This window comes from Kitasatospora sp. NPDC093102 (genome assembly GCF_040683915.1).
Lineage (GTDB): Bacteria > Actinomycetota > Actinomycetes > Streptomycetales > Streptomycetaceae > Kitasatospora.
Genome location: NZ_JBFBFA010000011.1, coordinates 13,485 through 36,841, shown reverse-complemented (window position 1 = coordinate 36,841; position 23,357 = coordinate 13,485). Strand labels below are relative to the sequence as shown.

Below are 23,357 nucleotides of genomic sequence, written 5' to 3'. Positions count from 1 at the left end.
GGTGCGGCTGCGACAGGCCGGGACCCGGGGCGGGGGATGTGCTTCCGCCCCGGGCCGGCGCCCGGGGCGGGAGCGGGTGGAGTGGGCAACGGGCGGTGTGGGAAGCGGTGAGCGCGCCGGTGCGTCAGGCGTCGGCGCAGGCCTTCCCTATGTCGGCGGCGGCATCGGTGATCGGTTTGACGTCGGGCTGCTTGCCCTTGGTGACCCGGTCGATGGCGTTGTTGACGGCCTTGGAGAGCCTGTCGGCGGCCGCGTCGATCTTGTCCCCGCCGTCCTGGCGGATCTTCTTGGCATCGTCGGCGACCTTCTTCAGGGCCTCGACGGTGTGCTTGCGGCGGCTCTCGTCGGTGATCTGGCCGACGTTGATCGCCGAATCCGCGAGGTCCTGGACATCGCCGGTGAGGCTGATCGCCCGCTTTCCGCAGTCGAGGGCCTGGTCGGCGTCGCACGCGGTGAACAACGGGGCCGTGAGGAGCAGTGCGAGCGTGGTGGCGGCCAGACGGTACGGCTTCCTTGTCATGTCTCTATCCCTCCCGTCGTGTCAACGTCGATGTGTCGTGCGGAGGTTCCGGAGGATTCCGTGAACTGTCGGGAAAGTCTTCTCCAGTAACGGGAGATGATGTTCCGTCAGTTGATCCGAGAGTCAGGTGGGCGTTCACCCCGCGCCTGCCAAGCGCGGGGTGAACGCCCGTGCGAGCACTACCGGTCGAAGGATTCGGACAGGTCGCTGACCAGACGGGCGATGGTCGGGACGGCCACCGCGTGCGCCTCGGCCGCCCGCAGGACGGCGCCGCCGATGGCGTCCAGCTCGGTCGGTCGGCCGGCCTCCACATCGCGCTGCATCGAGGACTTCATCGTTCCGGGGATGCGGTCGAAGGAGGCGAGCAGGCTCTGCGCGTCCGCCGGCGCGCCGACCGCCCGGGTGACGGCGCTGATCTCGTCCAGCACGGCGAGGAGTTCGGCCCGGTGCTCGGTGCGCACGGTGCCGATCCCGCTCGCGTGGCGGGTGGTGAGCAGGGCGAACGGGGCCAGGAAGGAGAGCTTGCTCCACAGCATCGCCGTCTCGTCCTCGCACAGCGTGACGTCCAGCCCGGCATGCCGCAGCTGCTCGGCGAACTCGGCTACGGGGGAGGCGTGTCGGGCGGTCGCGCCGAGCTCGACGGCGGCGAACGGACTGGTGTGCTCGATCCGCCCGGGAGCCGTCCGGGTGGCCTCGACCCGGATCGTGCCGGCCACCACCCGCCCGGCCGGGTAGTGCTCGCGCAGCAGCGCCATGTGGTCCAGACCGTTGAGCAGCGGCACCACGATCCCGGCGCCGAGCGACTCCGGGGGCATCCGGTCGAGCGCGGCGGCCAGCGCCGTCTCTTTGACGGTCACGAAGGCCGCGTCGACCGGCTCGCGCAGCTCGGTGGCGGCCTCCACCCGGGCGGTGAACTCGCCGAACCGGGCGCTGCGGACCTGCAGTCCGTCCCGTGCAATGACGGCCGCGGTCTCCTCGCCGGCCAGGCAGACGACCCGGTGGCCGTCGCGGGCGAGCAGCCCGCCGATCAGTCCGCCGACGCCGCCAGGGCCGAGGACGGCGACGGTCAGGGGCGTGGTGGTCATGGTGACTCCCGTGGGTGAGTGAGGGATGGGGAAGCGGAGGGCGCGGCTACGGGGCCTCCCAGAAGAACCGACCCTCCAGGCCGTCCGGGCTGAGGAAGCCGAAGCCGCCGCCGTAACCGAAGTTGAGGAAGTACGGATCGCCCTCGTCCGAGGCGTCCGCGAGGGCGAAGAGGAACTGCCAGGGCGCCGGGACCCGGGCCCGGCCGTTCGGGTAGGACGGGTCTCCGCCGAGGTGGTCGTGCTCGTGGTCGCCGTCCGGGAAGGGGACCTCGGGGCCCTCGTCGCGCAGGTACCGCTGGAAGGCGGCCCGCTGGTCCATCGCCCGGTCGACGCCGTCCGACAGCGGCACCACGTCCAGGTGGCACTCGACCGGGGTCCGCTCACCGTCGGGCTCGCAGCACCACAGCGTACGGCCCCGGATGCCGGGCGGGCCGAGTACGGCGAACGGCGGGATGCGGCCGCCGGGCTGGACGAGCAGCAGGCCGTCGCCCCGCTCCGGGTCGAGGCCGCCCATCAGCTCGCCGTCCTCCTCCAGGAAGAGGTACGCCAGCCGACCCGGCTCGCCCGGGACGGGGAACTGCCCGATGAACACCAGGGGTTCACCCGTACTGGGGGAGAGGGGCCAGGTGGGTTCGGCCAGCCAGCACGGCTCGCCGCCGAGCTTGGGGACCGGCGCGGTGATCGGCTGCTCGGCCGGGCGCGGTGACAGCCGCCGGCGGGGGAGGAAGGCGGCGTCGTGCGGACCGGTGGCGGTGCCGGTCGGGAGCGGGATCATTCGGCGGCCTCGGCGGGTTCGGTGGGGCGGACAGGTCGGACGGGTTCCGGGTCGGGCGCGCGGGGGGAGGCGGAGTCGAAGGCGAACGGCTCCTCACGGCGCGGCTTGTGGCCCGGGGCGGGCAGAGGAACGCCGCGGCCGGGCAGCAGGTCGATGGTCACCGGATCATGATTCCCCGTCGGGTGGGTGAACGGGGAACCGGGGTGGGGGCGAGCGCGGTCCGGCCCCGGGTCCGGCAGCACCGCGACCTCCACGAGGAGACGTAGCACCACCTGTGGGGTTCGGTTTTCCGAACCCCGGATTCGGGTGCCAGCACAATCGATCTCCCGGCCCCGGACGCCCACGATGGTGGACATGAACGGGATGACGACAACCGCCGTCACGGCGGCGTACGACGGGGTGACGGGCGCGGCCCTGAGTGCGGCCGGGCTGCACCGGGAGTACGGGCTCGGCGCGGCGGCCGTGCGGGCGTTGCGCGGGGTCTCGGTGGGCTTCGCGCCGGGGACGTTCACTGCGGTGATGGGGCCGTCGGGCTCCGGCAAGACCACCCTGCTGCACTGCCTGGCCGGGATGGACCGCCCGACCAGGGGCACCGTTCGGTGGGGCGACACCGAGGTGTCCGGGCTGCCCGAGCGGCGGCTGGCGGAGCTGCGCCGCGCCCGGGTGGGGTTCGTGTTCCAGGCCTTCAACCTGATGCCCGCGATGACCGTCGCGCAGAACGTCGAGCTGCCGGGGCGGCTGGCCGGGCAGCCACCGGAACGGGCCCGGGTTCGCAAGGCGCTGGCCCGGGTCGGTCTGGCCGGGCGCGAGCGGCACCGGCCGGGACAGCTGTCGGGCGGTCAGCAGCAACGGGTGGCGATAGCCCGGGCACTGGTCTGCCGGCCGGAGGTGCTGTTCGCCGACGAGCCGACCGGCGCGCTGGACCGCGCCACCGGGCAGGAGATCCTCGACCTGCTGCGCGCGGGCGTCGACGCCGACGGGCAGACCTGCGTGATGGTCACCCACGACCCGGTCGCCGCCGGGTACGCGGACCGGGTGCTGCTGCTGGCCGACGGCCTGCTGGTGGACGAGCTCACCAGGCCGACGGCCGCGCAGGTCGGCGAGCGGCTGAGCCGGTTGGGCGGGTGAGCGCGATGAGCAGTCCGGTGCTGAGCCTGTCCGCGGGGCAGATCCGCCGCCGCCCGGCCTCCTTCGCCGGGCTGGGGACGGCCCTGTTCCTGGCGGTGGCGGCGGTGACGTCGTTCGGTTCGCTGGTCGCCGCGCAGATCACGGCGCCGGCCGCGGTGACCAGAGCGGCGGTGTCCGGCCCGGGCCTGGTGGTGATCGCCGGGGCGTTCGGCGAGATCGCCGTTCTGGTCGCGCTGTTCGTCGTGGTCAACGCGCTCGGCTTCACCCTGCGGCAGCAGCACCGTGATCTGGCGCTGCTGCGCACCGTCGCGGCGACGCCCCGTCAGGTACGGCGGGTGGTGCGCGCGCAGGTGGTGGCGACCACCCTGCTGGTGGCCGTGCCGGGCGGCCTGGTGGGCTTTCTCGCCGCCAGGGCCTTCCTCGCCGCACTCCAGCGGCGTGGCATGGCCGCACCCGGGCTGCACATACCCGGCACGCCGGTGCCGGCGCTGGTCGCGCTCGCGGTGGCGCTGCTGATCGGCCTGGCGGCCACCGCCGTGGCGGCCCGCCGGATCACCCGGCCCGCCCCGGCCGTCGTGCTGACCGAAGGCGCGGGCGGGCCGCGGCGCACGGGTGTGACGCGGCTGCTGACGGGGGCGGCGGTGCTCGTGGGCGGTGGGCTGTTACTGCGACTGGCGGCGAGCCGGCCGGCCGGAGAGCTGGACAAGGCAGGGCAGGCCTCGCTGCTCGGCTCGCTGGTGCTGCTGGTCGCCGTCGGACTGCTGGGGCCGGTGGCGGCGCGCGTCCTGGCAGCCGTGCTCGGCGCCCCTGCGAGGGCGTTCGTGCCACGGGCGGGCTGGCTGGCGGACGCCAATCTGCGCGGCTACGCGGCCCGGCTCTCCTCGGCGGTGGTGCCGGTCGCGCTGCTGGTCGGGCTCTCCGGCACCATGCTGATCCTCACCAGCACCGCCGAGCACGCCGCCCGGGAAACGGGTGCCGCGACCAGCGTCACCAAGGCGAGCGATGTCTGGCTGCGCGAGATGGAGCTCGGGCTGCTGGTCTGCTTCGCGGCGGTCTCCACGGTCAACACCCTGGTGGCGCTGACCGCCGACCGGCGCCGCGAGTTCGCGCTGCTGCGCCTGGTCGGGGCAACGCGGCGGCAGCTGCTGCGGATGCTCTCCGTGGAGGCGGCTCTGACCACGGCGATCGGTGTGCTGCTGGGCGCGGCGGTCGCGGCCGCGGCTTCGGCGGCCTTCAGCCTGGCGGTGACGGGATCGGTGGTGCCGGTGGTGCCGGGGCCGCAGTGCGCCTGGGTGGTGCTGGGTGCGGCGGTGCTCACGGTGCCGGGGATCGTGGGCACGGGGCTGTGGGCGGTCGGCGGCTCGGCGGTGGAGTCGCCGGGCGGGGAACGGGGGTGAGAGGAGGGAAGGAGCGGCAGGCGTCGACGCCCGGCGGGCCGCAGGTCGAGGCCGTGGCTGTCCGACGGGCTGTCCGACGGGCTGTCCGGACGGAAGGGCAGGTGGGGGCGGCGGCTCCAGTGATGCCTGGTGGATGCTGGGGGCCGGGCGGAGGATGAGTGGTGAGGTGGACGGTGGCTGAGCGGCGGCGGTACTGGTCGGTGCGCGGCGGTGAACTGGCCTTCGGGGTACTCGGGTTGCCGCTCGGGGCGCTCGGTGGGGCATACGCCGTCGCCGTCCTCTACGCGGGGGCGCTGCTCTCGCTCACTGTGCTGGGCCTGCCGTTCGTGGTGGCCGCGCTGCTCGGGGCGAGGAGGCTCGGCGGGCTGCACCGGTGGCTGGTCGGGCGGCTGCTCGGGGAGGAGGTGCCCGCTCCGCAGCCGCTGCCGCGCCCGTCCGGCGTGCTCGCCCGGGGCCGGGTGGTGCTGACCGACCCGGTGGCCTGGCGGGCGCTGCTCTACCTCCTCCTGCGGCTGCCGCTGGGGGTGCTCGGGTTCCTGGCCGTGGTCGGGCTTCCGCTCAGCAGCGTCTGGCTGGTGGGCTTCCCGCTCTGGGTCCGGATGATGGAGCCGGGCCCGCGGCCGTTCGGCCTGCTGGACCTGGGCGCGGTTCCGATCGGCCTCGGGGTGCTGGCCGTCGTCCCCGCCGTGGTGCGGGCGCTCGGCGCAGCGAACCGTTCGTCGGCCCGTACCCTGCTCGGACCGGTGCGCTCGCAGCAGCGGGTGCGTCAGCTGGAGAACGCCCGGGCCACCCTGCTGGCCGAGAACGCCGATCGGCTGCGGCGTCTGGAACGCGACCTGCACGACGGCACCCAGGCGCAACTGGTCGCGCTCGCCATCACGCTGTCGCTGGCCGACGACGTACTCGCCGAGGGTGTTCCGGCCGATGACGTGCCGACCGAGGGTGGACCGGCCGGCTCGGGCGGGCCCGACCTGAGGCGGCTGCGCGCCCTGGTCGACCGGGCCCGCGGGCAGGCCGACGACACCATCACCGGCCTGCGCCGGCTGACCCGGGGCATCCACCCGGTGGCGCTGGACGGCGGACTGGCCGAGGCGGTGCCGGGACTGATCGCCACCTCGCCGGTGCCGGTCGACGTCCGGCTGGATCTGCGGGAGCGTCCGCAGGAGGTGATCGAGCGGGCCGTCTACTTCTGTGCTGCCGAGCTGCTGACCAACGTGGCGAAGCACAGCGGCGCGCGGTCGGCGGAGCTGAGCGTGAGCGCGGTCGACGGGAGGGTCCGGCTGACCGTGCGCGACGACGGCCGCGGCGGCGCCGCGATCGGCGCGGGCACCGGGCTGGCCGGCCTGGCCGAGCGGCTCGCGGCGGTGGACGGGACACTGCGGGTGGACAGCCCAGCCGGCGGGCCGACGGAGGTCAGTGCCGAACTGCCCAGGAGACTCTGACTGACAGTCGTGTCAGAGCCTTCGGGGCTGCCGCCTCAGGAGGCGCCGCTCTCCGCGAGGTAGGCGAGCACGGCCTTGACCCGCCGGTTGTCGGCGTTGGTCGCCGGCAGGTCGAACTTCCCGAACACGGCGGCCACGTGCTTCTCCACTGCCCGCTCCGACACCACCAGCAGCGTGGCGATCGACCGGTTGGAGTGGCCCTGTGCCATCAACTCCAGTACCTCCCGCTCGCGCGGAGTGAGCGTGTCGACCCGGCTGCGTCGCCCGCCGTGCATCAGGCCGTTGACGATCTCCGGGTCGAGGGCCGTCCCGCCCGCGGCGATCCGGTGCAGGGCGTCCACGAACTCCGAGGTGCGGGCCACCCGTTCCTTGAGCAGGTAGCCGATGCCGGCAGCGCCACCGGCCAGCAGCCGGGCTGCCCAGGTGGTCTCGACGTGCTGGGAGAAGACCAGGATGCCGATCTCGGGCAGGGCGAGACGGATCTCCACTGCGGCCCGGATGCCCTCGTCGGTGTGCGTGGGCGGCATCCGGATGTCCACCACGGCCACGTCGGGCCGGTGCTCGGTGACGGCGGCGATCAGCTCGGGCGCCGTCCCGGCGGTGGCGACCACCGCGCACCCGCGGGCGGTGAGGAGTTCGACCATGCCGTCCCGGAGGATCACCGAGTCCTCGGCGAGGACGACGCGGAGCTGCTTGTCGATCATGACGTCATTATCCGGGCGCGTCCGCCGTTCCTCGGGCGCGGGTGGTGGAGGCGACCGGCCGCCCTCGGAAAAACTTCAGTCCAGACTGGACAGTTCAGCCTGTCGAAATTACCGTGGAACCATGACCGAGAAGCGAACAGCCCGCGCCGCCGCCACCGCGGCCCACGGGGCCCGGACCGACGCCGCGGGGTCCGTCGGCTCCGTGGTCCCCGCCACCGCGGCGCTGGCCGCCCGGGAGCTGCGCGCCGTGTTCAGCCGGCTGCGCCGCACCCTTCGGGAGGCGAGCGGCACCAGCGACCTGACACCCTCCCAGAGCGCCGTGCTCAGCCGGCTGATCAACGACGGTCCGGCCTCCGCCAGCGTGCTGGCCGCCGCCGAGCGGGTCCGCCCGCAGTCCATGGCCGCCACCCTCGCCGCGCTGGAACAGCGCGGACTGGTCGGGCGCCGCCCCGACCCCGAGGACGGGCGCCGCCAGGTGGTCAGCCTCACCGAGGCCGGCCTGGACCACGTCGCGGACAGCCGCCAGGCCCGCCAGGAGTGGCTGACCCGTGCCATGACGGAGCACTACACGGAGGCCGAGCGCGCCACCGTGCTGGAGGCGCTGGCCCTGATGGACCGGCTGAACCGGTGATGACCGGCCCGGCCGCCCTGCTGGCCCGAATCCGGTCCGGGCGTCAGCAGCCCGCTGTGGACGGCGGGTTCAACCGTCGGCTGATCGCACCGATGGTGCTCGGCTCGGTGCTCAATCCGATCAACTCGTCGATGATCGCGGTGGCCCTGGTTCCCGTGGGCACCGCCTTCGGTGCGCCACCCGCCGAGACCGCCTGGCTGGTCACCGCGCTCTACCTGGCCACCGCCGTCGGCCAGCCGGTGATCGGGCGGCTGGTGGACACCCACGGCCCGCGCCCGCTCTACCTCGCGGGGACGGCCCTGGTCGGCCTCGCCGGACTGCTCGGCGCGCTCGCCCCGTCCCTCGGGCTGCTGATCGCCGCCCGGGTGCTGCTCGGGCTGGGTACCTCCGCGGCCTACCCCGCCGCGATGCACCTGACCCGCAGCGAGGCCGAGCGGACCGGGCAGTCCAGCCCCGCCGGAGTACTGACGGTGCTGGCGGTCGCCAACCAGACCGTCGCGGTGGTCGGGCCCACCCTCGGCGGTCTGCTGATCGGCGCGGGCGGCTGGCGGACGGTCTTCGCCGTCAACGTCCCGTTGTCACTGGCCTGCCTGGCGCTCGGCGCGGTCCGGCTGCCCGTCGTCGAGCGGCGCTCCGAGCGCATCGACCTCCCGGACAGCGGCGATCACTCAGACCGCATCGACCGCATCGACCGCATCGACCGCGGCGACCGCATCGACCGCGGCGACCGCATCGACCGCATCGACCGCATCGACCGCGGCGACCACCCAGGCCGCCCGGACCGGCTCGACCACGCCGGGATCGCGCTGTTCGCGGTCCTCCTGATCGCCCTGATGCTGTTCCTGATGAAGCCCGACCCGGCGCGCTGGTACCTGCCGGTGCTCGCGGTCCTGGCGGCCGTCGCCTTCGTCGCCCGCGAGCGGCGGGCCCGCACCCCCTTCATCGACCTGCGGGCGCTCGCCGGAAACCGCCCGCTGATCGCCACCTACCTGCGCCAGGTCCTCGGCTACACCGCCATCTACGCCTTCCTCTACGGCTACACCCAGTGGCTGGAGGAAGGGCGCGGCCTGTCGGCCACCACCGCCGGACTCGTGCTGCTGCCGCTGTCACTGACCGCGCTCACGGTCGCCGGGGCGACCGGCCGCAGTCCGGGCGTGCGAGGCAAACTGCTGGTCGGCTCCGCCTGCCAGATCGCTGCCTGCGCCGCCCTGCTGCTGGTGCACGCGAGCAGCCCGGGCGCCCTGCTGATCGCGGTCGGCGCGCTGGCGGGCGTCTCGCAGGGGCTGATCGGGCTCGGCACCCAGAGCGCCCTCTACCACCAGGCGGATCCGGCTGTCATCGCCTCCGCGGCCGGGCTGCTGCGCACCTTCATGTACCTCGGTGCCATGGCGGCCTCGGCCGCGAACGCGGCCTTCTTCCCGCACGGTGCCACCACGGGCGGGCTGCACCACCTCGCGCTGTTCATGCTCGGCGGTGCGGCTCTGCTCTTCCTCCTCACCCTGCCCGACCGTTCGCTCGCCCGGCTGGGAAGGCCGTTGCCACAGCAGTGATGACAGCCGGCCTCGCGGATGTCGTGGCGGATGTCCCAGCTGACCCGCAGGCGTCGGAACCCGTCGACCCGGGGCGTTGGTCCGCTCGACGAGCCACCGCACGGCTCCGAAGTCGGAGTCGTGCGGAACTCCTCGGCGGCCGGTCACCGACTGCTCGGTGACCGGCCGCGCGCGGTCGACCGGGCTCGATCCGCTTGCGGGCCCGGTCGGGCGGCCCGGCTGGGGCTTCGGGGGCTCCGGCAGCAGCAACGGCTCGATCAGCCCCCGCAGTTCGTGCGACACGATCCACCGAGGAGACACCCTCTTCCCCGCCCACCGGCCAACGAGCGACAAACCCGGCGGTCACATCCTCAGCGGCTCCCGTGAGGACCTTTCAGCCGGCCGGCTCTCCGCGCCAGGAGTGGACGCCCGGGGACAGTTCGACGACCTCGGACGGATAGGCGTTCCTTACGAGTCCGAGCAGGATGCGCTGCTCGTCCAGCCAGCCCGGCGCGGGGGAGAGCACGACCCGGAGCGTGACGCCCGATTCCTCCGCGTCGGAGACGGTCACCCAGAGGCCGCCCGGCCGTCCGGGTTCGATCCGCAGCTCCGGGCCGTGTTCCTCGTCCAGCCACCGGACGGCTGAACCGCGTCCGAGTCGGTCCAAGGCGGTTTCCCACTGTCTGAGATGGCGGTCGGTCACCAGCGTGACGAACTGTCCGCGCACCGAGTCCGCGGTGACGGTGATTTCGCAGTCCAGCCAGTCGTGTCCAAGGAGGGAGCCCGGTGCGTGCCGTCCGAGTACCCGTACCCGGACGTTCCGGCCGCCGCTCCGCCCGGCACAGCCGGGGGCGTCGTCGGTGCCGGGGCGGTCGGTCAGACTTATCAACTCGTTCTGCTGTGAAGCGACTTCGCTCACGGCGTGCTCCTGTGGGCAGCGCGGATTCAGGGGCTGACATCCTCGCGCAGGTGTTCGCCCCGGTGCCAGCCCGGAACCGGTGCGTTCCGGCCGTGGCCGGCCCCGGGGAAACGGCACGTGCCAGGAACGGGCGCCGCACCGCGAAGTGTCGTCGGCACGCGGACGGCCCGCCCGTACGCGGACGGCCCGCCGGACCGGGATGGTCGGGCGGGCCGTTCGGGTGGTGCGACCGGTGGTGGGGCCGCCGGCGGGGTGGTGGGAGCGGGCCGCTGTGAGCGTGGGAGCTGTTCGGGTCGAACCGGCCGCCCGGTCGGTGCGGCGGCGGTCGTCCGGTCAGCGGTGGTCCGGGTGGCCGGTGAGCACGGTGGTGAAGATCGGCTCGCCGTGCTGGTGGCCGGTCACGGTGGTGGTGAGGGCGTCCGGGTCCTCGCCGGGGGTGTGCCGGGCGGTGATCATGGTGGGTGCGTCGTGCTCGGCGTACCGGTGGAAGGTGGTGGCCGCGGCGGTCGGTGTGACGGTGACCGGGCTGCTCAGCGCGTTGGCCGCCTGCCGGGCCGCCTCCAGCAGCACCATGCCGGGGATGTGGTCGTTGGCGTGGTCGAAGAGGATCGGGTGCCAGAAGTCGGGGGTGAGGTGCCAGCTGCCGGGGGCGTCCGCCGGGGTCAGCACGACGTCGCCCGGGCGGAGCCTGCCGACCCGGGCCGGCGGGAGCGGTTCGGCGGTCAGGGCCGGCGCCGACGGCTGCCCGGCGTCGTGGCGTCCCCGGCGCAGCCGCTGGTAGGTGGAGTCGGGGACGGTGGTGAAGCGGGCGTATCCGGTTGCGGCCGGCTGAATGCCCCGTCGCACGACGGTTTCCAGCGTGAAGTCGATCGTGGTGCCGGTCCGGCGCGGCTGGGCGAGGAGCCGGACCTCCAGGGTGAGGTCGGTCGGTGCCGCACCGATCAGCAGCTGGCGCGGCCGGGTGGTGTAGTCGAGGTTCCACATCATGAACTTGTGGTCGAGCGGTACACCGAACCGGGTGTGGGCGAGGTAGAGCCCGGCTTGGCGGATCGTTTCAGCAGCTTGGATCGGGTCGTGCCGGGTGCCGTCCGGGGTGCTGAAGAAGGTGTGCGCCCGCGGCCACTGTGCGGTGACGGCGAAGGTGGTGTCGGTCAGCTGCTCGCTGCCGGTGAGGAAGACCTCGGCGTGGCAGGCCCGGTGGACGTACTCCTTGGCGACGGTGCTGGTCAGACGAGGCGCCGGGGCTGCTGCTGCGGCCGGGCGGGGGATCGTCCCGGAGTCCGTGCCGGCGGCGAGGGCGGGGGCAGGCGTGCGGAAGGCAAGCAGAGTCATGGGGAGCGCTCCGAAGGGCCGTGACGGGCGGGGTGGGCTGCTCAGGGCTCGTAAGATACGTACCTACCGGTTTGGTTTTCAAGGAGCCAGAACAAAGGTTCGTCGGCGGCCGAGCGTGGTCGGGTGGGCACGGTGGGTGGGCGCGGTGCGTGGGCCGGAGATCGGGCTCCCTTGGTAAAGCTTCTTGACCTGTGAGAACGTCGGCGGCTGTGCTTGGCAGGTTCATTGCTGCGGCATGGTCGTTCGTTGGCCTGCCAGTGAGAAGTGGGAGTCGCTGTTCCGGTTATGAAGGCCGGCGGTGAGGCGTCGGTCATCTGCCCGTTCCATACCGTCCACGCGGTTTTGGCTCGCTCGAAGGTGGCCCCATGTGACCTGGGACGCAAGGATCCCGGCCGACCTCGGCGGGTAAGATACGGGGTGTTTGGTTTTGTTTGCCGAGCGTTTCGGGTGGGGTGGTTGCGGTGGTGCGGCAGGAGCGGGCGGTCCGAACGCGTCGGCTGATCCTGGAGGCGGCGGCGTCGGTCTTCGACGAGTACGGGTACGAGGGGGCGACGATCGGTGAGGTCGTGGCCCGTGCCGGGGTGACCCGTGGTGCGGTGTACTTCCACTTCGCCTCCAAGCGGGAGCTCGCCCAGGGGGTCGTGGAGGAGCAGTTCGGCCGGGACGAGATCCCCGAACGGCACTGCAAGCTCCAGGAGTTCGTGGACCTCGGGATGGTGGTTGCCCACCTCATGCCGCGTGACCCGGTGCTGAGCGCGGGCGCGCGGCTCTCCCTGGGCCAGGACATGTTCGGCGACTTCAGCGGCGGCGCGGCCCCCGGCTGGATCCAGCGGGCCGAGATCGTGCTGGAAACGGCCGGTCGGCGCGGTGAGCTGCTGCCCCAGGTAGTGCCCGCCGAGACGGCGTGGCTGGTCACCGGGGCCTGGACGGGGGTGCAGATCCAGTCCCAGAAGATGTCCGGCCGGGCGGACCTGGAGCGCCGGATCGCCTCGCTGTACCAGCACTTGATGCCGAGCATCGCAGTGTCCGGGGTGCTGGCCACGCTCGACCTCGCGGCGGACCGGGGTGCCCGGGTGGTCGCGGAGCTGGCGGCGGCCCGGGCGGCGGAGCCGACGGCGGCGGAGGCCGGCGCGAGCGGGGTGACCGGAGCAGGTGCGGACGGGGCCGGCCCGGCCTGAGTCGCGGCGGGCCGGACGGGCCTCGGGGGGCCGGGCGGCCGGGCGGCCTCTGTGGGGCCGGTTCGGGATCGGACGGGCGGTCCAGGGTCCGGCTCTGCAGGGGATTGCATCGCCTAAAAACAAACAGTGCGTTCGGTTTTGTATTGACAAACCGTCTGACCTGTTTTTGGATGGTGCCGGGTGCTCGATCGACCGTCCAGTGGACCTGCGTGGACGGTGAGCAGCGGAGCGCCCGCCCGGCCGGCGGCCGTCGGGGCCGCCGATCCGTCTGGATTTGGGGTGGTCGTCGTGGAGATCCGGGTGCTGGGGGCCTTGGGGGTCCGACTGTGCGGGGTGTCGGTGGTGCCGTCGGCGCCGAAGCCGCGGCAGGTGCTCGCCCTGCTGGCGTTACGGGCCGACCAGGTCGTCCCGGCGAGTGTCCTCGCCGAGGAGCTGTGGTCCGGCCGCCCGCCCCGCAGCAGCCGAACCACCGTGCAGACCTATGTGCTCCAACTGCGCGACCTCATCGACCGGGCGCTCGCCCAGGGCGACGGCGGCCCGGGGGCATCCTGCGCGAAGGACGTCCTGGTCACCTCGGCCGGCGGCTACATGCTGAACAGCGGCGGCGGACTGGTCGACCTCCAGGAGTTCGACCGCCTCGCCGGGCACGGTTACCGCGCCATGGACGGGGGCGACTTCCCGCTCGCCGCCCGACAGTTGGGCGACGCGCTCGCGCTGTGGCGCGGCCCGGCCTTCGCGGACGTCCCAGTCGGCGGCCAACTCGCCGTCGAGGCGAAGAGGTTGGAGGAGACCCGGCTCTGCGCGCTGGACCAGCGGATCGAGGCCGACCTGCGGCTCGGCCGGCACCGGGTGCTGCTCGCCGAACTCACCGTCCTGGTCGACCGTTACCGCACCCACGAGAGCCTGCACGGCCAGTACATGATGGCGCTGCACCGCTCCGGCCGCCGGGGCGAGGCACTGGAGGCCTACCAGCGCCTGCGGAACACCCTGGTCCGGGAATTGGGCATGGAGCCGTCCGCGGCACTGCGCCGACTGCAGCGCTCCATCCTGCTCGCCGGTCCCGAGCGGTCGGACCAGGAGCAGCCCGGCGCGCTCGCCGACGGAGCCGGCGCCCGCCCCGCCCGCCTCACCCGGGTCGGCTGACCGGGGCGGCCGTCGAAGGGCCCGGCAGATCCGGGGCGGGGTGCACGGCGAGAGACGGGCGCGCTGCCACGACGACGGCGCGCGCCCGGGCCTGCCCGGCAGCGACGGAACCGGTGGCTACTCGGCGAGCACGCCGGTGTTCTGACAGGCGTGCAGCAGCCACCGTCCGTCGTCCTGCCTGGTCATGACGTACAGCGGTGCCCCCTCCGAGTCGCCCGCTGTCGAGTGGTAGACCTGGCGGACCTTGACGGCGGCCACGTCGGGGCGGAGGAACCGGATGTGTACCGGCTCGTAGGTGACATTGCCGTCCCAGGTCGCGGCGGGCAGGACGGCTCGGGTGAACTCGGCGATCGCGTCCAGGCCGATCAGGACCTTGCCGCGCGCGGTGGTCCAGAGCGCCTCGGGGTGGAACAGGGCGAGGAAGGCGTCCGGGTCCTTGGCGCGCTGGGCGCGCTCGACGGCGGCCACGACCCGTTCGATGGCCGAGATGTCCGCGTGCTCGGTGTCTGCGGGCTCGTTCGCTGCGTCTTTGGTGTTCATGCGGATCACTCTGTGGCCTCAAGTTCCCTTGAGGTCAAGCCCGTCGGGACTCCTCGGGCGCAGTGTCAGGTAGTCGGCGAGGCGGGCCGAGGCGGTGAGCATCGCCAGGCCCCGGGTGGTGAGGCGCTGCTGCCAGCCGTCGAGGGCGGCGGCCAGCTCACCGGTGCCGCCCGCGGTACGGATCTGCCGCAGCACGGTGGCGATGCGGTCCAGCGGGTAGCCGCCCCGGCGGAGCAGGTGGGCGAGCTCGGCGTCGCGGACGTCGGCCGGGAGGTAACGGCGGTGGCCGGTGGCGCGGTCCCGGGCGGGGGCGAGGATGCCGGCGGCCTCCCAGGCCCGCAGGGTCGCGGGGGTGACGCCGAGCCGGTGCGCCACCTCGCCGACGGACCGGGGGCCGGGCAGCGCGGGCAGGCCGGTTCCGGTGGCGGCGCCGTCGGTGAGGTGGCAGACGGCCTCGCGGACGGCGGCGAGGGTCTCCCGGTCGCGCAGCAACTGGGCGTGACCCCGGTCGAGTTCGGTGAGGGCGTCGCCGAGCCGCTCGGCATGGACGGCGGTCATGACCGAGCCGGCGGTCGCGTGCCCGTACGCCGGGACGAGGGAGAGGTAGGCGCGTAGGGCGGACGCGTGCAGTTCGGTGTAGATCCGGTACCCGGCGGGCGTGCGTTCGGCGGGCGGGAGGCAGCCGGCACGCTCGTAGTTGCGGATCGCCTGGGTCGAGATGCCGTGCTCGCGCGCGAGGTCGGCGGGGCGCATGGTCGTCTCCCGTTCCGGGCCGGGTGAGTGTTCGGAGCTGATCGGCGGTTTGAGGGTCGATTGAGGGTTTCGGCGGCGGCTGAGCGGCAGTGGAGGGAAAAGTCTCAACCGTTCTTTCAAGGATACGCTTGAGGCCCATGAACCAGGACATGCATGACTTCGTCACCCCGGCGTGCGAGCTTCTGGGCCTCGGGGAACCGACGCACCAGGAGCCGGCGTTCGGGTGGGTCCGCAATCAGCTGTTCGCCCGGCTGGTCGACCGGGGCTTCCGGTCGATCGCCCTGGAGACCGACCGGGTGGCCGCGTCCGCCGTGGACGCCTACGTCCGGGAGGGTGTCGGCACCCTCGATTCGGCGATGGGGGAGGGCTTCACCCACGGTTTCGGGGAACTCGAGCCCAACCGCCGACTCGTCGCCTGGATGCGGGAGTTCAACCAGGAGCGGCCGCCCGGCGAGCGGCTGGCCTTCCACGGCTTCGACGTCCCGAGCGAGACCACCAGCGCCCCCAGCCCGCGCCGCTACCTCGAACACGCCCGCGACTACCTGGGGCTCGACCTCGACCTGGCCGCTGTGGCGGGCGAGGACGAGCGCTGGAGCCGCACGGAGGCGGTGATGGATCCGGCCCAGTCGCCGGGCGGCACCGCCGAAGCCGTGCGACTGCGCTGCCTGGCCGACGACCTCCTGCTCCAACTCCACATGCACGCACCGGAGTTGGTCGCCGCGACCTCGTCCGCCGAGTGGTTCGCCGTACGCACCCGGCTGACCGCCGGGATCGGGCTGCTGCGCTACCACGCGCAGTCGGCGGTCCGCGGCCTCACCCCGAGCGACCGGATCAGCGCCCTGTCCGGCGTGCGGGACGCGCTGATGGCGCAGAACCTGCTCGACATCCGCGCGATCGAGGCCCGGCGCGGACCGACCCTGGTCTTCTCCCACAACCTGCACCTGCAACACAATCCGGGCGCCTGGGCGCTGGGCGAGCTGGACTGCCGGTGGACCGGCGCGGGCCGCATCGTGGGCACCCTGCTGGGCGAGCGGTACGCCTTCGTCGCCGGGAGCCTGGGGCGCAGCGAGGCGATCGGGCTGGCCGAGCCGGCGCCGGGGACGTACGAGGCTCACCTTCAGGAACGGGGTGCGCTCTGGGAATTGACGGACATCGCGCTGCCGGCCGACGCCCGTACGCGCACCGACACCGTCCCGCGGCAGGGCTACTTCCCGCTCGGCCGGGAGGTGCTCGACGGTGCGGTCGCGCTGCTGCACATCGCCGACGGCGCGGCGGTGCCGGCCGGGGACTGAGCGGCCGCCGGCCCCGGGTAGGCCTGCCGCAGGTGGGCCACCAGGGCGGCGGTCGGAGGCGAGGCGGGCTGCCCGGTCGGCCAGGCCAGCGCTATCCGGACCCGGGGGACGGGGTCGGCGAGCGGGCGCACCCGCAGACCGGGCACCGGGCCCGGGTCCGGCAGGACAGCCACGCCCAGGCCGTGTGCGGCGAGTTCGGCCAACTGTGGTGGCGCGGCCGCCTCGATGCCGACCGTTGGATCGACACCGGCCTCGGCCAGCGCGCACTCCAGCGCGGTGCGCAGACCGGTGCCGCGCGGGGTGCTCACCAGGGTGTGCCCGGCGAGCGCCGCGACCGGGAGTGCGTTCCGGCCGGGATCGGGGAAGTCGCCGGAGCCGGGGAAGTCGCCGGGATCGGGGAAGTCGCCGGAGCCGGGGAAGTCGCCGGAGCCGGGGCCGTCCGCGAGCGGATGCCGCTCCGCACAGGCCGCGACCAGCGGGACCTCCAGCACGGTGTGCAGCGCGAGCCCGGCCAGGGCCGACCAGCCGTCGTCGCCCTCCCGCCCGCTCGCGGGGGTGGGCAGACCGATGACGGCGAGGTCCAGTCGGCCGTCGCGCAGGGCGCCGAGCATCCGCGCGGTGGTGTCCTCGGTGAGCGAGAAGTCGATTCCGGGGTGTGCCTGGCGGAAGGCGGCCAGCGTGGTGGCGAGCCCGGGGAAGGTCCCCAGCTCGGAGGGCGGGGTCAGGGCCGCGCCGGCGACCATGCCCAGCCGCACGTGCCCGCGCCGCAGCCCGCCGAACTCCTCGGCCGTGTGGCGGGCCGCGGCCGCGGAGGCGAGCGCCGCCCGGGCATGCGGCAGCACCGCCTCGCCGACCGGGGTGAGCCGCACGGTGCGGCCCGAGCGGTCGAGCAGCCGGTGGCCCAGTTCCCGCTCCAGCTGCCGGATCTGGGAGCTCACCCCGGGCTGGGTCAGGTGCAGCAGCTGGGCTGCCCGGGTGAAGCTGCCGTGCTGGGCGACGGTGACGAAGTACTGGAGCTGCCGCAGTTCCATAACTCCTGATCATAGGTGCCAGAAATTCCCGGCCTTGGACGGGTGTGCGGTTCCGGTCGCAGGCTGGACGCATGGAAACCGTGCCGCAGGACCAGGACACCGGGCAGATCCACTGGATCCGCGAGCAGATCGCGGCCGAGCGCCGCGAACTCGCCGAGGTGTTCGCCTCCCTCACCCAGGAGCAGTGGAACTCGCCCTCGCTGTGCGGGGGTTGGCGGGTCCGCGAGGTGGCCGCGCACATGAGCACCGGCTTCCGGCATTCGACGGCGCGTACGGTCCTCGAACTCGCCCGTTCCGGCGGCAACGTCCACCGCATGGCCGACCGGATCGCCCGCCGCGACGCCGCCGCGATGACCGGGCGCGAACTCGTCGCCGCCATGGCCGACCACGCCGACCACCCCTGGCGCCCGCCCGTCGGCGGCCGCATCGCGGCCCTCGCCCACGACGCCGTCCACGGTCTGGACATCACCGTGGCGCTCGGTCTGCCCGCCCGGTTGCCGGTGGCCCGCACGACGGCCCTGCTGGCCGGAGTCACACCCCGCACGCTGCGGTTCTTCGGGGCCCGGCTCGACGGAGTCCGCCTGGAGGCGACGGACGCCGACTGGTGCCACGGGCACGGGCCGCTCACCGTGGCGGGGCGGGCGGAGCACCTGCTGCTGCTCGCGTACGGGCGCCGGTTGCCGGAGGGCCTGCTGGCGGGGCCCGGCGCGGGACGGTTCACGGCGGACGGTGCGTAGCGGTGGACGGGCGCGCGCGGTGCGCTACCGGCGGTCGGTGTTCAGCCACTGGGTGAGGGCGGCGTGCAACAGCTCGGCCTGGGCGCGGTCCAGGATCACCGTCGCTCGGGAGCCCGCGCCGTTCGCGGCGCTGTCCGTGCCGTCCGGGCTGTCCGTGCCGTCCGTGCCCTCCGGGCGGTCCTCGGCGGGCCGGCCGAGGCCCAGCCGGAGGTACTCCACCGGGAGGGACCAACCGCCCTCGGGCTCGGGAGCGTCCCCGAACCGGACGTCGGGATGGCAGTGGTTGGGGATCACGCCGAGTTCCAGCCAGCCCCCGCGGCGGTCGTCGTCGGCGGGGCTGACGTGTGAGCCCTGGTAGATCCTCGGGGCGGGCGCGTCGCTGTCGTCGTCGCCGAAGTACAGCCAGGTGGCGAAGATGGACATCCGGTTCTCCTCGGGGCTCGGACGGGTGCGGCCGAAGCCTAACGAGCGGCCGGGCGGCCGTCGTGCGGGTTTCGGGGGCCCGTGACTACGATCGGAAGAAGCCCTTCCGGATGGTGGTGAGACGGAAGTCAGGTCTCCGATGGCCCCGAGGTCCGTGCAGTGGCCGCCGTACGTGCGGGTCGCGCCGTGGTTGCTGACCGCCGCCGGGCTGGCGTGGAACGCGCTGGATCCCACCGACTACTGGGGCGATCCGCTGCTGGCAGCGGCCGCCGTGCTGGCGGGGGCGCTGCTGGCGCTGCGGGACACCGTCGCGGTGGGGGTGGCCAATGTGCTCGGCATCCTGGTGCTGTCCACCCAGGACGGGTCGATCGGGACCCGGGCCGGCCACCTGGAGCTGGCGAACACGGTGTTCGCGGCGCTGCTCGGGATCTGGGTGAACCGCGTGATCGCCCGGCACGGACGGCGGCTGGCGCGGGTGCGGTCGGTGGCCGAGGCGGCGCAGCGTGCGGTGCTGCCGGAGCCGCCCCCGAGGGTGGGGCGGCTGTCGGTCGCGGCCTGCTACCGGGCCGCCCAGGACGAGGCGCTGATCGGTGGGGACGCGTACGCGTTGCAGGTCACCCCGTACGGCGTGCGCGGGCTGATCGCCGACGTGCGGGGCAAGGGGCTGCACGCGGTGGGGGTGGTCTCGGTGCTGCTGGGCGCCTTCCGGGAGGACTCCCACCGCCTGCCGGACCTGGCCGCGCTCGCGGACGCGCTGGAGGGTTCGCTGCGGCGGGAGAGCGAGCGGATGAGCGAGGAGCTGCGGCTGGAGGGGTTCGTCACCGCGCTGCTGGTGGAGTTCCCGCCGGGCGAGGAGAGGGTGCGCACGCTCGACTGCGGGCATCCCGGCCCGTACCTGCTCGGCCCGTACCGGCGGGGCGGGGCCGGGCCCCGGGTGCGCCGGCTGGACGCGGCGGACCCGGGGCTGCCGCTGGGGATGGGCGGGCTGGGCGTGACGCGTCCGGCGCCGGAGAGCCGGCCGTTCCCGGCCGGGAGCACCCTGCTGCTGGTGACGGACGGGGTCACCGAGGCCCGCGACGCGGCCGGGGAGTTCTACGACCCGGTGCTCGGCCTGGCCCCGCTGGGGCCGTTCTCCGGGCCGGGGGAGGTGCTGGACGCGCTGGTGGCGGACGTCGAGCGGTGGACCGGCGGGCCCAGGGACGACGACATGGCGGTGCTGGCGATCACCCACCGGGCAGAGGCGGCGGAAGCGGACTGACGGCTGACGGTCGACGCCTGCCGGATCCGGAGCCGGCCTGGGACGCGGATCACCGGAGGGCCTGAGGCGGGGGGCGGCGGACCGGGCCGGTCCGGGGGTGGCGCGCATCCCGCCCGGGACCCCCTTCTACGGCGCGCTCGGGTCACGCCGATATCACGATGAGGTGACGGTCGGGCTGCACTTCATGGAATCCGGTCAAGTTGAGCGCCGCCGTCCGGTGGCTGGAAAGACGGAGTCCGGATACCGGACGGCGAAATGGACCGGCGGACCCGGAGGCGATCAGGGTGCCCGTCGGGCCGTGCCGCCTTGGCCGACGGGCGTTGCGGACGGTGCGGCAGTGCCGGGAACGGCCGTAAGGGGCGCGCAAGGGCAGGCCGGGGGAGTGGCGGGATTCCGCCGACCTGCGGTCCGTCCGGAAACGAACCTGGTGCTTGCCCCGTGTCGAAGGGGTGACCGAGAGTCGCACCGATGAACGAGAAGCCTCGCCCCCGCCAGGCCCGTCTGCTCGGCCACCGCGACTTCCGGCTCCTGCTGACCGGAGCCGCGGCGGCCCAGACGGGCAGCCAGGTCACTCTGGTCGCCCTGCCGTTGGTAGCGGTGATGGTGCTGGACGCCACGCCGTTCCAGGTCGGCCTGCTGACCGCCGCCGAGACCGCCGCCTTCCTGCTCGTCGGCCTTCCGGCGGGCGCCTGGCTGGACCGGATGCGCAAGCTGCCGGTGCTGATCCGGGCCGATGTGGTGCGCTGCCTGGCCGTGGGGTCGATCCCGCCGGCCGCCGCGTTCGGGGTGCTGACCATGCCGCAGCTCTATCTGGTGGCGCTGGTCACCGGGGTGGCGACGGTGTTCTTCGACGTCGCCCACCAGTCCTTCCTGCCCGCCGTCCTGCCGCGCGAGCAGCTGATCGGCGGGAACGGCGCGCTGGAGACGGTCCGCTCCTCGGCGCAGATCGCCGGGCCGGGCCTCGGCGGCGGACTGGTCCAGCTGCTCGGGGCGCCGCTCGCCATCGTGGCCGACGCCTGCGGCTACCTCGCCTCCGCGCTGTTGCTCGTCCGGATCAAGGCCGAGGAGCCGCGGCCGGAGCCCGAACCGGGGCGCTCGCTGCGCGCCGAGGTCGGGGAGGGCGTGCGGTTCGTCCTCGGCCACCCGCTGCTGCGGGCGATCGCGACCGCCACCGCCACGTCCAACCTGTTCTCCGCCGTGCTGACCGCCGTGCAGACGGTGTTCTGGGTGCGGGTGCTCGACCTGTCGCCGGGAGCCATCGGCGTGCTGCTGTCGGTCTCCGCCGTCGGCGGGCTGGCCGGCGCGCTGTGTGCGGGGCAGCTCGCCCGGTGGATCGGGCAGGCCCGGCTGATCTGGCTGTCCACGGTGGTGACGGCGCCGTTCGCGCTGCTGTGGCCGCTGTCCGGCCGCGGCGCGGGCGTGGTGCTGTTCGGCCTGGCCTCCGGGGTGGTGCTGTTCGGCGCGGTGGCGTACAACGTCGCCCAGGTGAGCTTCCGGCAGAGCGTCTGCCCGCCGGAGCTGCTCGGCAGGATGAACGCCACCATGCGCTTCCTGGTGTGGGGCACCCTGCCGATCGGCGCCCTGGTCGGCGGCGCGGTCGCCGACGCGGCCGGGCCGCGCACCGCGCTCTGGCTCTGCGCCGCCGGCTTCCTGCTGGTGCCGCTGCCGCTGCTGCTCTCGCCGCTGCGGCGGATGCGCGAGCTGCCGGGCCACGACCCCGCGGCCGGGCAGGCCGCGGGCGAGGACGCCGCCGACGAGGAGAGTGCCGTGAGCCCCACCGGGTCCTGACCGGGCCGCCGGCCCGTAGCACCCGGACCCGAGCCCCCGTACCACCTGGACCGAGCCCCGTACCGCCCGGACTGGGCCCCGTACCGCCCGGACCGGGCAAGGCCCTGGCCGATCCCCCGACCGATCCCCGATTCGAGCCGCGACCGGAAACCGGAGACCGTTCCCGTGCACGCCAGCATCACCGCCGCCTACCTCGCCCGGTACCGCTCAGCCGCCGCCGAATCCCCGGTGGAGCTGCACCCGCTGACCGGCGCCCAGCGACGGTTCCTGATCACCCGCCGGCTCGCGCCGCAGAGCCGCACCGACGTCGTCCCGCTGTTCTTCGCCTACCCGCGCGGCTCCCTCGACCTGGACCGGCTGGCCCGCGCCGCGGCCGCGGTGGCCGCCCACCACCCGGCGCTGTGCGGCGGCTTCGCAACGGTGCGCGGCACGCCCGTGCTGCGCACCGGCGGTCCCTCGGCCGAGGCGGCGCGGATCGCCGTCGCCCCCGGCGGCACCGCGCGCGCGGCGCTGCGCGAAGCCCTGCTGGACTGGCCCGCCGACGGACCCGCGCTGCGCCTGCTGGTGGCCGCGGACCCGGACGGGGACGAGGAACTCCTCGCCCTCGCACTGGACCACGCCGCCTGCGACGAGCAGTCGCTCGGCGTGCTCACCGCCGAGCTCAGCGCGGCGTACGAGCAGGACGAGCCGCCGACGGACGGGCCCTCACCCCAGGCGCTGGCCGACTACCGGCAGGCCGTCGAACTGCAGCTCGCCGCCGAGGACGCCGCCGGCGGCCCCGCCGCGCAGGCCCACTGGGGCCGCCGGCTGGGCGGCCTGACCGGGGCGGGCGGCGGCGCGGCCACGTCCACCGGCATGCTCACCGAGCGGCTGCCCGCCGCCGGGGGCGCCGCCCGCGGCGCCGTCTTCCCGGCCCTGCTGGATGCGGTCGGCTCGGCCCTGCACCGGCTGCACCGGACGTCGGGCTCCCCCGGGCCGCAGGCCGGGGGAGGGCCGCTCGCGCTCGGCTACCCATGGGGCGGCCGGCCGGCCGGTGCTCCCGCTGCGCTCGGCTGCTTCCTCAACACCCTGGTGCACCCGGCCACTTCGGGACCGGCCGCGGACCTGGACGCCCTCGCGGACGCCTGGTGGGACGACCTGGACCAGGCCGGCACCCCCTTCGACGAGGTGGTCCGTGCCGCCCGCACCGCCGGGGCCGCATGGTCCGGCGCCCTGGACGCCCTGCTCACCCTGGAGGACCTGCACCGTCGCCCGCCGCTGGTGCTCGGCGGCACCTCCGGCCGGGAGACCCACCTGGACGGGCGTCCGCTCGCCGCGCCGCTGGCCGTCTCCGCCTCGCACGGCGACGAGCTGCTGATCCGGCTGGCCTGGGACCGCGACCGCTTCCCCGAGGCGGACGCCCGGGCCGCCTTCGGCGAACTGCTCGCCGTGCTGCGGCACCACCTGCACGCCCGGCCGAGCCTGGCCCCGCAGGCCTGAACACGTCGTCGGCAACAGGCGCCGACCGCCGGTTCACCCCCCTCGACCACCCCCTGACCACCCGCTCGCTCCCGTACACCCGCGCCCGCGCGCCAGCACCCGCGGGCCCCGAACTCCCACGCCGGATCCACCACGACGGATCCACCACGCCCGTCCGCGCGCGTCCGACACGCCGCCGGACGGCCCCCCGGGCTCCGGGCCGCACCTCACCCCGGTGCGGCCCGGCCCACCGGCCGGAGCGGGAGGACCCCACACCCGCTTCCGGCCAACGCA

At 74.3% G+C, this 23,357-nt stretch carries 23 protein-coding genes; 12 read left to right on the top strand and 11 right to left on the bottom strand.

From position 1 onward, the window contains the following. Positions 1-124 precede the first annotated feature (124 nt). The 4 genes from AB0O11_RS17605 to AB0O11_RS17590 form a co-directional block, all read right to left on the bottom strand. Positions 125-520, bottom strand: coding sequence for a hypothetical protein (locus AB0O11_RS17605; RefSeq protein ID WP_363387187.1), 396 nt, complete (start codon positions 518-520; stop codon positions 125-127). 179 nt (positions 521-699) lie between these two features. Further along, positions 700-1,605 (bottom strand): 2-dehydropantoate 2-reductase, encoded by a 906-nt coding sequence (locus AB0O11_RS17600; protein WP_363387185.1) that lies wholly within the window; start codon positions 1,603-1,605, stop codon positions 700-702. A gap of 46 nt (positions 1,606-1,651) precedes the next feature. Next, positions 1,652-2,380, bottom strand: a complete 729-nt coding sequence (locus tag AB0O11_RS17595; RefSeq protein WP_363387182.1) for a hypothetical protein — start codon at positions 2,378-2,380, stop codon at positions 1,652-1,654. Continuing rightward, on the bottom strand, positions 2,377-2,541 hold the full coding sequence (locus tag AB0O11_RS17590) for a hypothetical protein (RefSeq protein WP_363387180.1): 165 nt from the start codon (positions 2,539-2,541) through the stop codon (positions 2,377-2,379). Before AB0O11_RS17590 ends, AB0O11_RS17595 begins: the two co-directional genes overlap by 4 nt. A gap of 193 nt (positions 2,542-2,734) precedes the next feature. Between AB0O11_RS17590 and AB0O11_RS17585 the strand changes: the two genes are divergently transcribed. The 3 genes from AB0O11_RS17585 (at position 2,735) to AB0O11_RS17575 (ending at position 6,347) form a co-directional block, all read left to right on the top strand. Then, positions 2,735-3,508 (top strand): ABC transporter ATP-binding protein, encoded by a 774-nt coding sequence (locus tag AB0O11_RS17585; RefSeq protein WP_363387177.1) that lies wholly within the window; start codon positions 2,735-2,737, stop codon positions 3,506-3,508. A gap of 5 nt (positions 3,509-3,513) precedes the next feature. Next, on the top strand, positions 3,514-4,905 hold the full coding sequence (locus tag AB0O11_RS17580; RefSeq protein ID WP_363387174.1) for an FtsX-like permease family protein: 1,392 nt from the start codon (positions 3,514-3,516) through the stop codon (positions 4,903-4,905). Positions 4,906-5,078: 173 nt separating this feature from the next. Further along, entirely contained in the window at positions 5,079-6,347 is a 1,269-nt protein-coding gene (locus AB0O11_RS17575) for a sensor domain-containing protein (RefSeq protein ID WP_363387171.1), read from the top strand. 35 nt (positions 6,348-6,382) lie between these two features. Here the strand turns inward: AB0O11_RS17575 and AB0O11_RS17570 are convergent, their stop codons facing one another. Further along, complete coding sequence (locus AB0O11_RS17570) at positions 6,383-7,051, bottom strand: response regulator transcription factor (RefSeq protein ID WP_363387168.1); 669 nt, start codon at positions 7,049-7,051, stop codon at positions 6,383-6,385. Between the two features lie 121 nt (positions 7,052-7,172). Here AB0O11_RS17570 and AB0O11_RS17565 point away from each other — a divergent pair, with 121 nt between their 5' ends. Both AB0O11_RS17565 and AB0O11_RS17560 read left to right on the top strand, forming a co-directional pair. Further along, positions 7,173-7,682, top strand: a complete 510-nt coding sequence (locus tag AB0O11_RS17565; protein WP_363387166.1) for a MarR family transcriptional regulator — start codon at positions 7,173-7,175, stop codon at positions 7,680-7,682. Further along, on the top strand, positions 7,682-9,232 hold the full coding sequence (locus AB0O11_RS17560; RefSeq protein ID WP_363387163.1) for an MFS transporter: 1,551 nt from the start codon (positions 7,682-7,684) through the stop codon (positions 9,230-9,232). Before AB0O11_RS17565 ends, AB0O11_RS17560 begins: the two co-directional genes overlap by 1 nt. Positions 9,233-9,605: 373 nt before the next feature. On the opposite strand, the gene AB0O11_RS17555 is transcribed toward AB0O11_RS17560, so the two are convergent. Together AB0O11_RS17555 and AB0O11_RS17550 are read right to left on the bottom strand one after the other, a co-directional pair. Continuing rightward, a complete protein-coding gene (locus AB0O11_RS17555) occupies positions 9,606-10,130 on the bottom strand; it encodes a DUF5959 family protein (RefSeq protein WP_363387160.1) in 525 nt (174 codons plus the stop codon). Positions 10,131-10,463: 333 nt separating this feature from the next. Further along, positions 10,464-11,462: a ScbA/BarX family gamma-butyrolactone biosynthesis protein gene (locus AB0O11_RS17550; RefSeq protein ID WP_363387157.1), complete on the bottom strand. Its 999-nt coding sequence runs from the start codon at positions 11,460-11,462 to the stop codon at positions 10,464-10,466. A gap of 461 nt (positions 11,463-11,923) precedes the next feature. On the opposite strand from AB0O11_RS17550, the gene AB0O11_RS17545 reads away from it, so the two are divergent. Continuing rightward, a complete protein-coding gene (locus tag AB0O11_RS17545; RefSeq protein WP_363387154.1) occupies positions 11,924-12,640 on the top strand; it encodes a ScbR family autoregulator-binding transcription factor in 717 nt (238 codons plus the stop codon). A 288-nt stretch (positions 12,641-12,928) separates the two neighbouring features. After that, positions 12,929-13,783, top strand: a complete 855-nt coding sequence (locus tag AB0O11_RS17540; RefSeq protein ID WP_363387616.1) for an AfsR/SARP family transcriptional regulator — start codon at positions 12,929-12,931, stop codon at positions 13,781-13,783. A 117-nt stretch (positions 13,784-13,900) separates the two neighbouring features. Here the strand turns inward: AB0O11_RS17540 and AB0O11_RS17535 are convergent, their stop codons facing one another. Together AB0O11_RS17535 and AB0O11_RS17530 are read right to left on the bottom strand one after the other, a co-directional pair. Next, positions 13,901-14,323 (bottom strand): SgcJ/EcaC family oxidoreductase, encoded by a 423-nt coding sequence (locus AB0O11_RS17535; RefSeq protein WP_363387152.1) that lies wholly within the window; start codon positions 14,321-14,323, stop codon positions 13,901-13,903. Positions 14,324-14,341: 18 nt separating this feature from the next. Further along, positions 14,342-15,076 (bottom strand): TioE family transcriptional regulator, encoded by a 735-nt coding sequence (locus tag AB0O11_RS17530; protein ID WP_363387149.1) that lies wholly within the window; start codon positions 15,074-15,076, stop codon positions 14,342-14,344. A 137-nt stretch (positions 15,077-15,213) separates the two neighbouring features. On the opposite strand from AB0O11_RS17530, the gene AB0O11_RS17525 reads away from it, so the two are divergent. Continuing rightward, on the top strand, positions 15,214-16,368 hold the full coding sequence (locus AB0O11_RS17525) for an erythromycin esterase family protein (RefSeq protein WP_363387146.1): 1,155 nt from the start codon (positions 15,214-15,216) through the stop codon (positions 16,366-16,368). Here AB0O11_RS17525 and AB0O11_RS17520 read toward each other — a convergent pair. Then, positions 16,281-17,399, bottom strand: coding sequence for a LysR family transcriptional regulator (locus AB0O11_RS17520; RefSeq protein WP_363387143.1), 1,119 nt, complete (start codon positions 17,397-17,399; stop codon positions 16,281-16,283). The genes AB0O11_RS17525 and AB0O11_RS17520 overlap by 88 nt on opposite strands. 71 nt (positions 17,400-17,470) lie before the next feature. Between AB0O11_RS17520 and AB0O11_RS17515 the strand changes: the two genes are divergently transcribed. Next, positions 17,471-18,136: a maleylpyruvate isomerase family mycothiol-dependent enzyme gene (locus tag AB0O11_RS17515; RefSeq protein WP_363387140.1), complete on the top strand. Its 666-nt coding sequence runs from the start codon at positions 17,471-17,473 to the stop codon at positions 18,134-18,136. Positions 18,137-18,160: 24 nt separating this feature from the next. Here the strand turns inward: AB0O11_RS17515 and AB0O11_RS17510 are convergent, their stop codons facing one another. Beyond that, the gene (locus AB0O11_RS17510) at positions 18,161-18,559 is read right to left on the bottom strand and encodes a hypothetical protein (protein WP_363387137.1); all 399 of its coding nucleotides are present in this window, start codon (positions 18,557-18,559) and stop codon (positions 18,161-18,163) included. Between the two features lie 139 nt (positions 18,560-18,698). Between AB0O11_RS17510 and AB0O11_RS17505 the strand changes: the two genes are divergently transcribed. From AB0O11_RS17505 to AB0O11_RS17495, 3 genes are all read left to right on the top strand, one after another. Beyond that, on the top strand, positions 18,699-19,817 hold the full coding sequence (locus tag AB0O11_RS17505; protein ID WP_363387134.1) for a PP2C family protein-serine/threonine phosphatase: 1,119 nt from the start codon (positions 18,699-18,701) through the stop codon (positions 19,815-19,817). Positions 19,818-20,285: 468 nt separating this feature from the next. Beyond that, on the top strand, positions 20,286-21,605 hold the full coding sequence (locus tag AB0O11_RS17500) for an MFS transporter (RefSeq protein ID WP_363387131.1): 1,320 nt from the start codon (positions 20,286-20,288) through the stop codon (positions 21,603-21,605). Positions 21,606-21,770: 165 nt separating this feature from the next. Next, the gene (locus AB0O11_RS17495; protein ID WP_363387128.1) at positions 21,771-23,084 is read left to right on the top strand and encodes a non-ribosomal peptide synthetase; all 1,314 of its coding nucleotides are present in this window, start codon (positions 21,771-21,773) and stop codon (positions 23,082-23,084) included. Positions 23,085-23,357: the final 273 nt, after the last annotated feature.

Excerpts from the sequence above, each read along its gene's own strand:
- AB0O11_RS17550 (WP_363387157.1), bottom strand. The coding sequence starts at position 11,462 with ATGACTCTGCTTGCCTTCCGCACGCCTGCCCCCGCCCTCGCCGCCGGC.
- AB0O11_RS17500 (WP_363387131.1), top strand. The coding sequence starts at position 20,286 with ATGAACGAGAAGCCTCGCCCCCGCCAGGCCCGTCTGCTCGGCCACCGC.
- AB0O11_RS17515 (WP_363387140.1), top strand. The coding sequence starts at position 17,471 with ATGGAAACCGTGCCGCAGGACCAGGACACCGGGCAGATCCACTGGATC.
- AB0O11_RS17510 (WP_363387137.1), bottom strand. The coding sequence starts at position 18,559 with ATGTCCATCTTCGCCACCTGGCTGTACTTCGGCGACGACGACAGCGAC.
- AB0O11_RS17560 (WP_363387163.1), top strand. The coding sequence starts at position 7,682 with ATGACCGGCCCGGCCGCCCTGCTGGCCCGAATCCGGTCCGGGCGTCAG.
- AB0O11_RS17530 (WP_363387149.1), bottom strand. The coding sequence starts at position 15,076 with ATGCGCCCCGCCGACCTCGCGCGCGAGCACGGCATCTCGACCCAGGCG.
- AB0O11_RS17525 (WP_363387146.1), top strand. The coding sequence starts at position 15,214 with ATGAACCAGGACATGCATGACTTCGTCACCCCGGCGTGCGAGCTTCTG.
- AB0O11_RS17565 (WP_363387166.1), top strand. The coding sequence starts at position 7,173 with ATGACCGAGAAGCGAACAGCCCGCGCCGCCGCCACCGCGGCCCACGGG.
- AB0O11_RS17600 (WP_363387185.1), bottom strand. The coding sequence starts at position 1,605 with ATGACCACCACGCCCCTGACCGTCGCCGTCCTCGGCCCTGGCGGCGTC.
- AB0O11_RS17520 (WP_363387143.1), bottom strand. The coding sequence starts at position 17,399 with ATGGAACTGCGGCAGCTCCAGTACTTCGTCACCGTCGCCCAGCACGGC.
- AB0O11_RS17580 (WP_363387174.1), top strand. The coding sequence starts at position 3,514 with ATGAGCAGTCCGGTGCTGAGCCTGTCCGCGGGGCAGATCCGCCGCCGC.
- AB0O11_RS17595 (WP_363387182.1), bottom strand. The coding sequence starts at position 2,380 with ATGATCCCGCTCCCGACCGGCACCGCCACCGGTCCGCACGACGCCGCC.
- AB0O11_RS17505 (WP_363387134.1), top strand. The coding sequence starts at position 18,699 with ATGGCCCCGAGGTCCGTGCAGTGGCCGCCGTACGTGCGGGTCGCGCCG.
- AB0O11_RS17605 (WP_363387187.1), bottom strand. The coding sequence starts at position 520 with ATGACAAGGAAGCCGTACCGTCTGGCCGCCACCACGCTCGCACTGCTC.
- AB0O11_RS17570 (WP_363387168.1), bottom strand. The coding sequence starts at position 7,051 with ATGATCGACAAGCAGCTCCGCGTCGTCCTCGCCGAGGACTCGGTGATC.
- AB0O11_RS17585 (WP_363387177.1), top strand. The coding sequence starts at position 2,735 with ATGAACGGGATGACGACAACCGCCGTCACGGCGGCGTACGACGGGGTG.
- AB0O11_RS17535 (WP_363387152.1), bottom strand. The coding sequence starts at position 14,323 with ATGAACACCAAAGACGCAGCGAACGAGCCCGCAGACACCGAGCACGCG.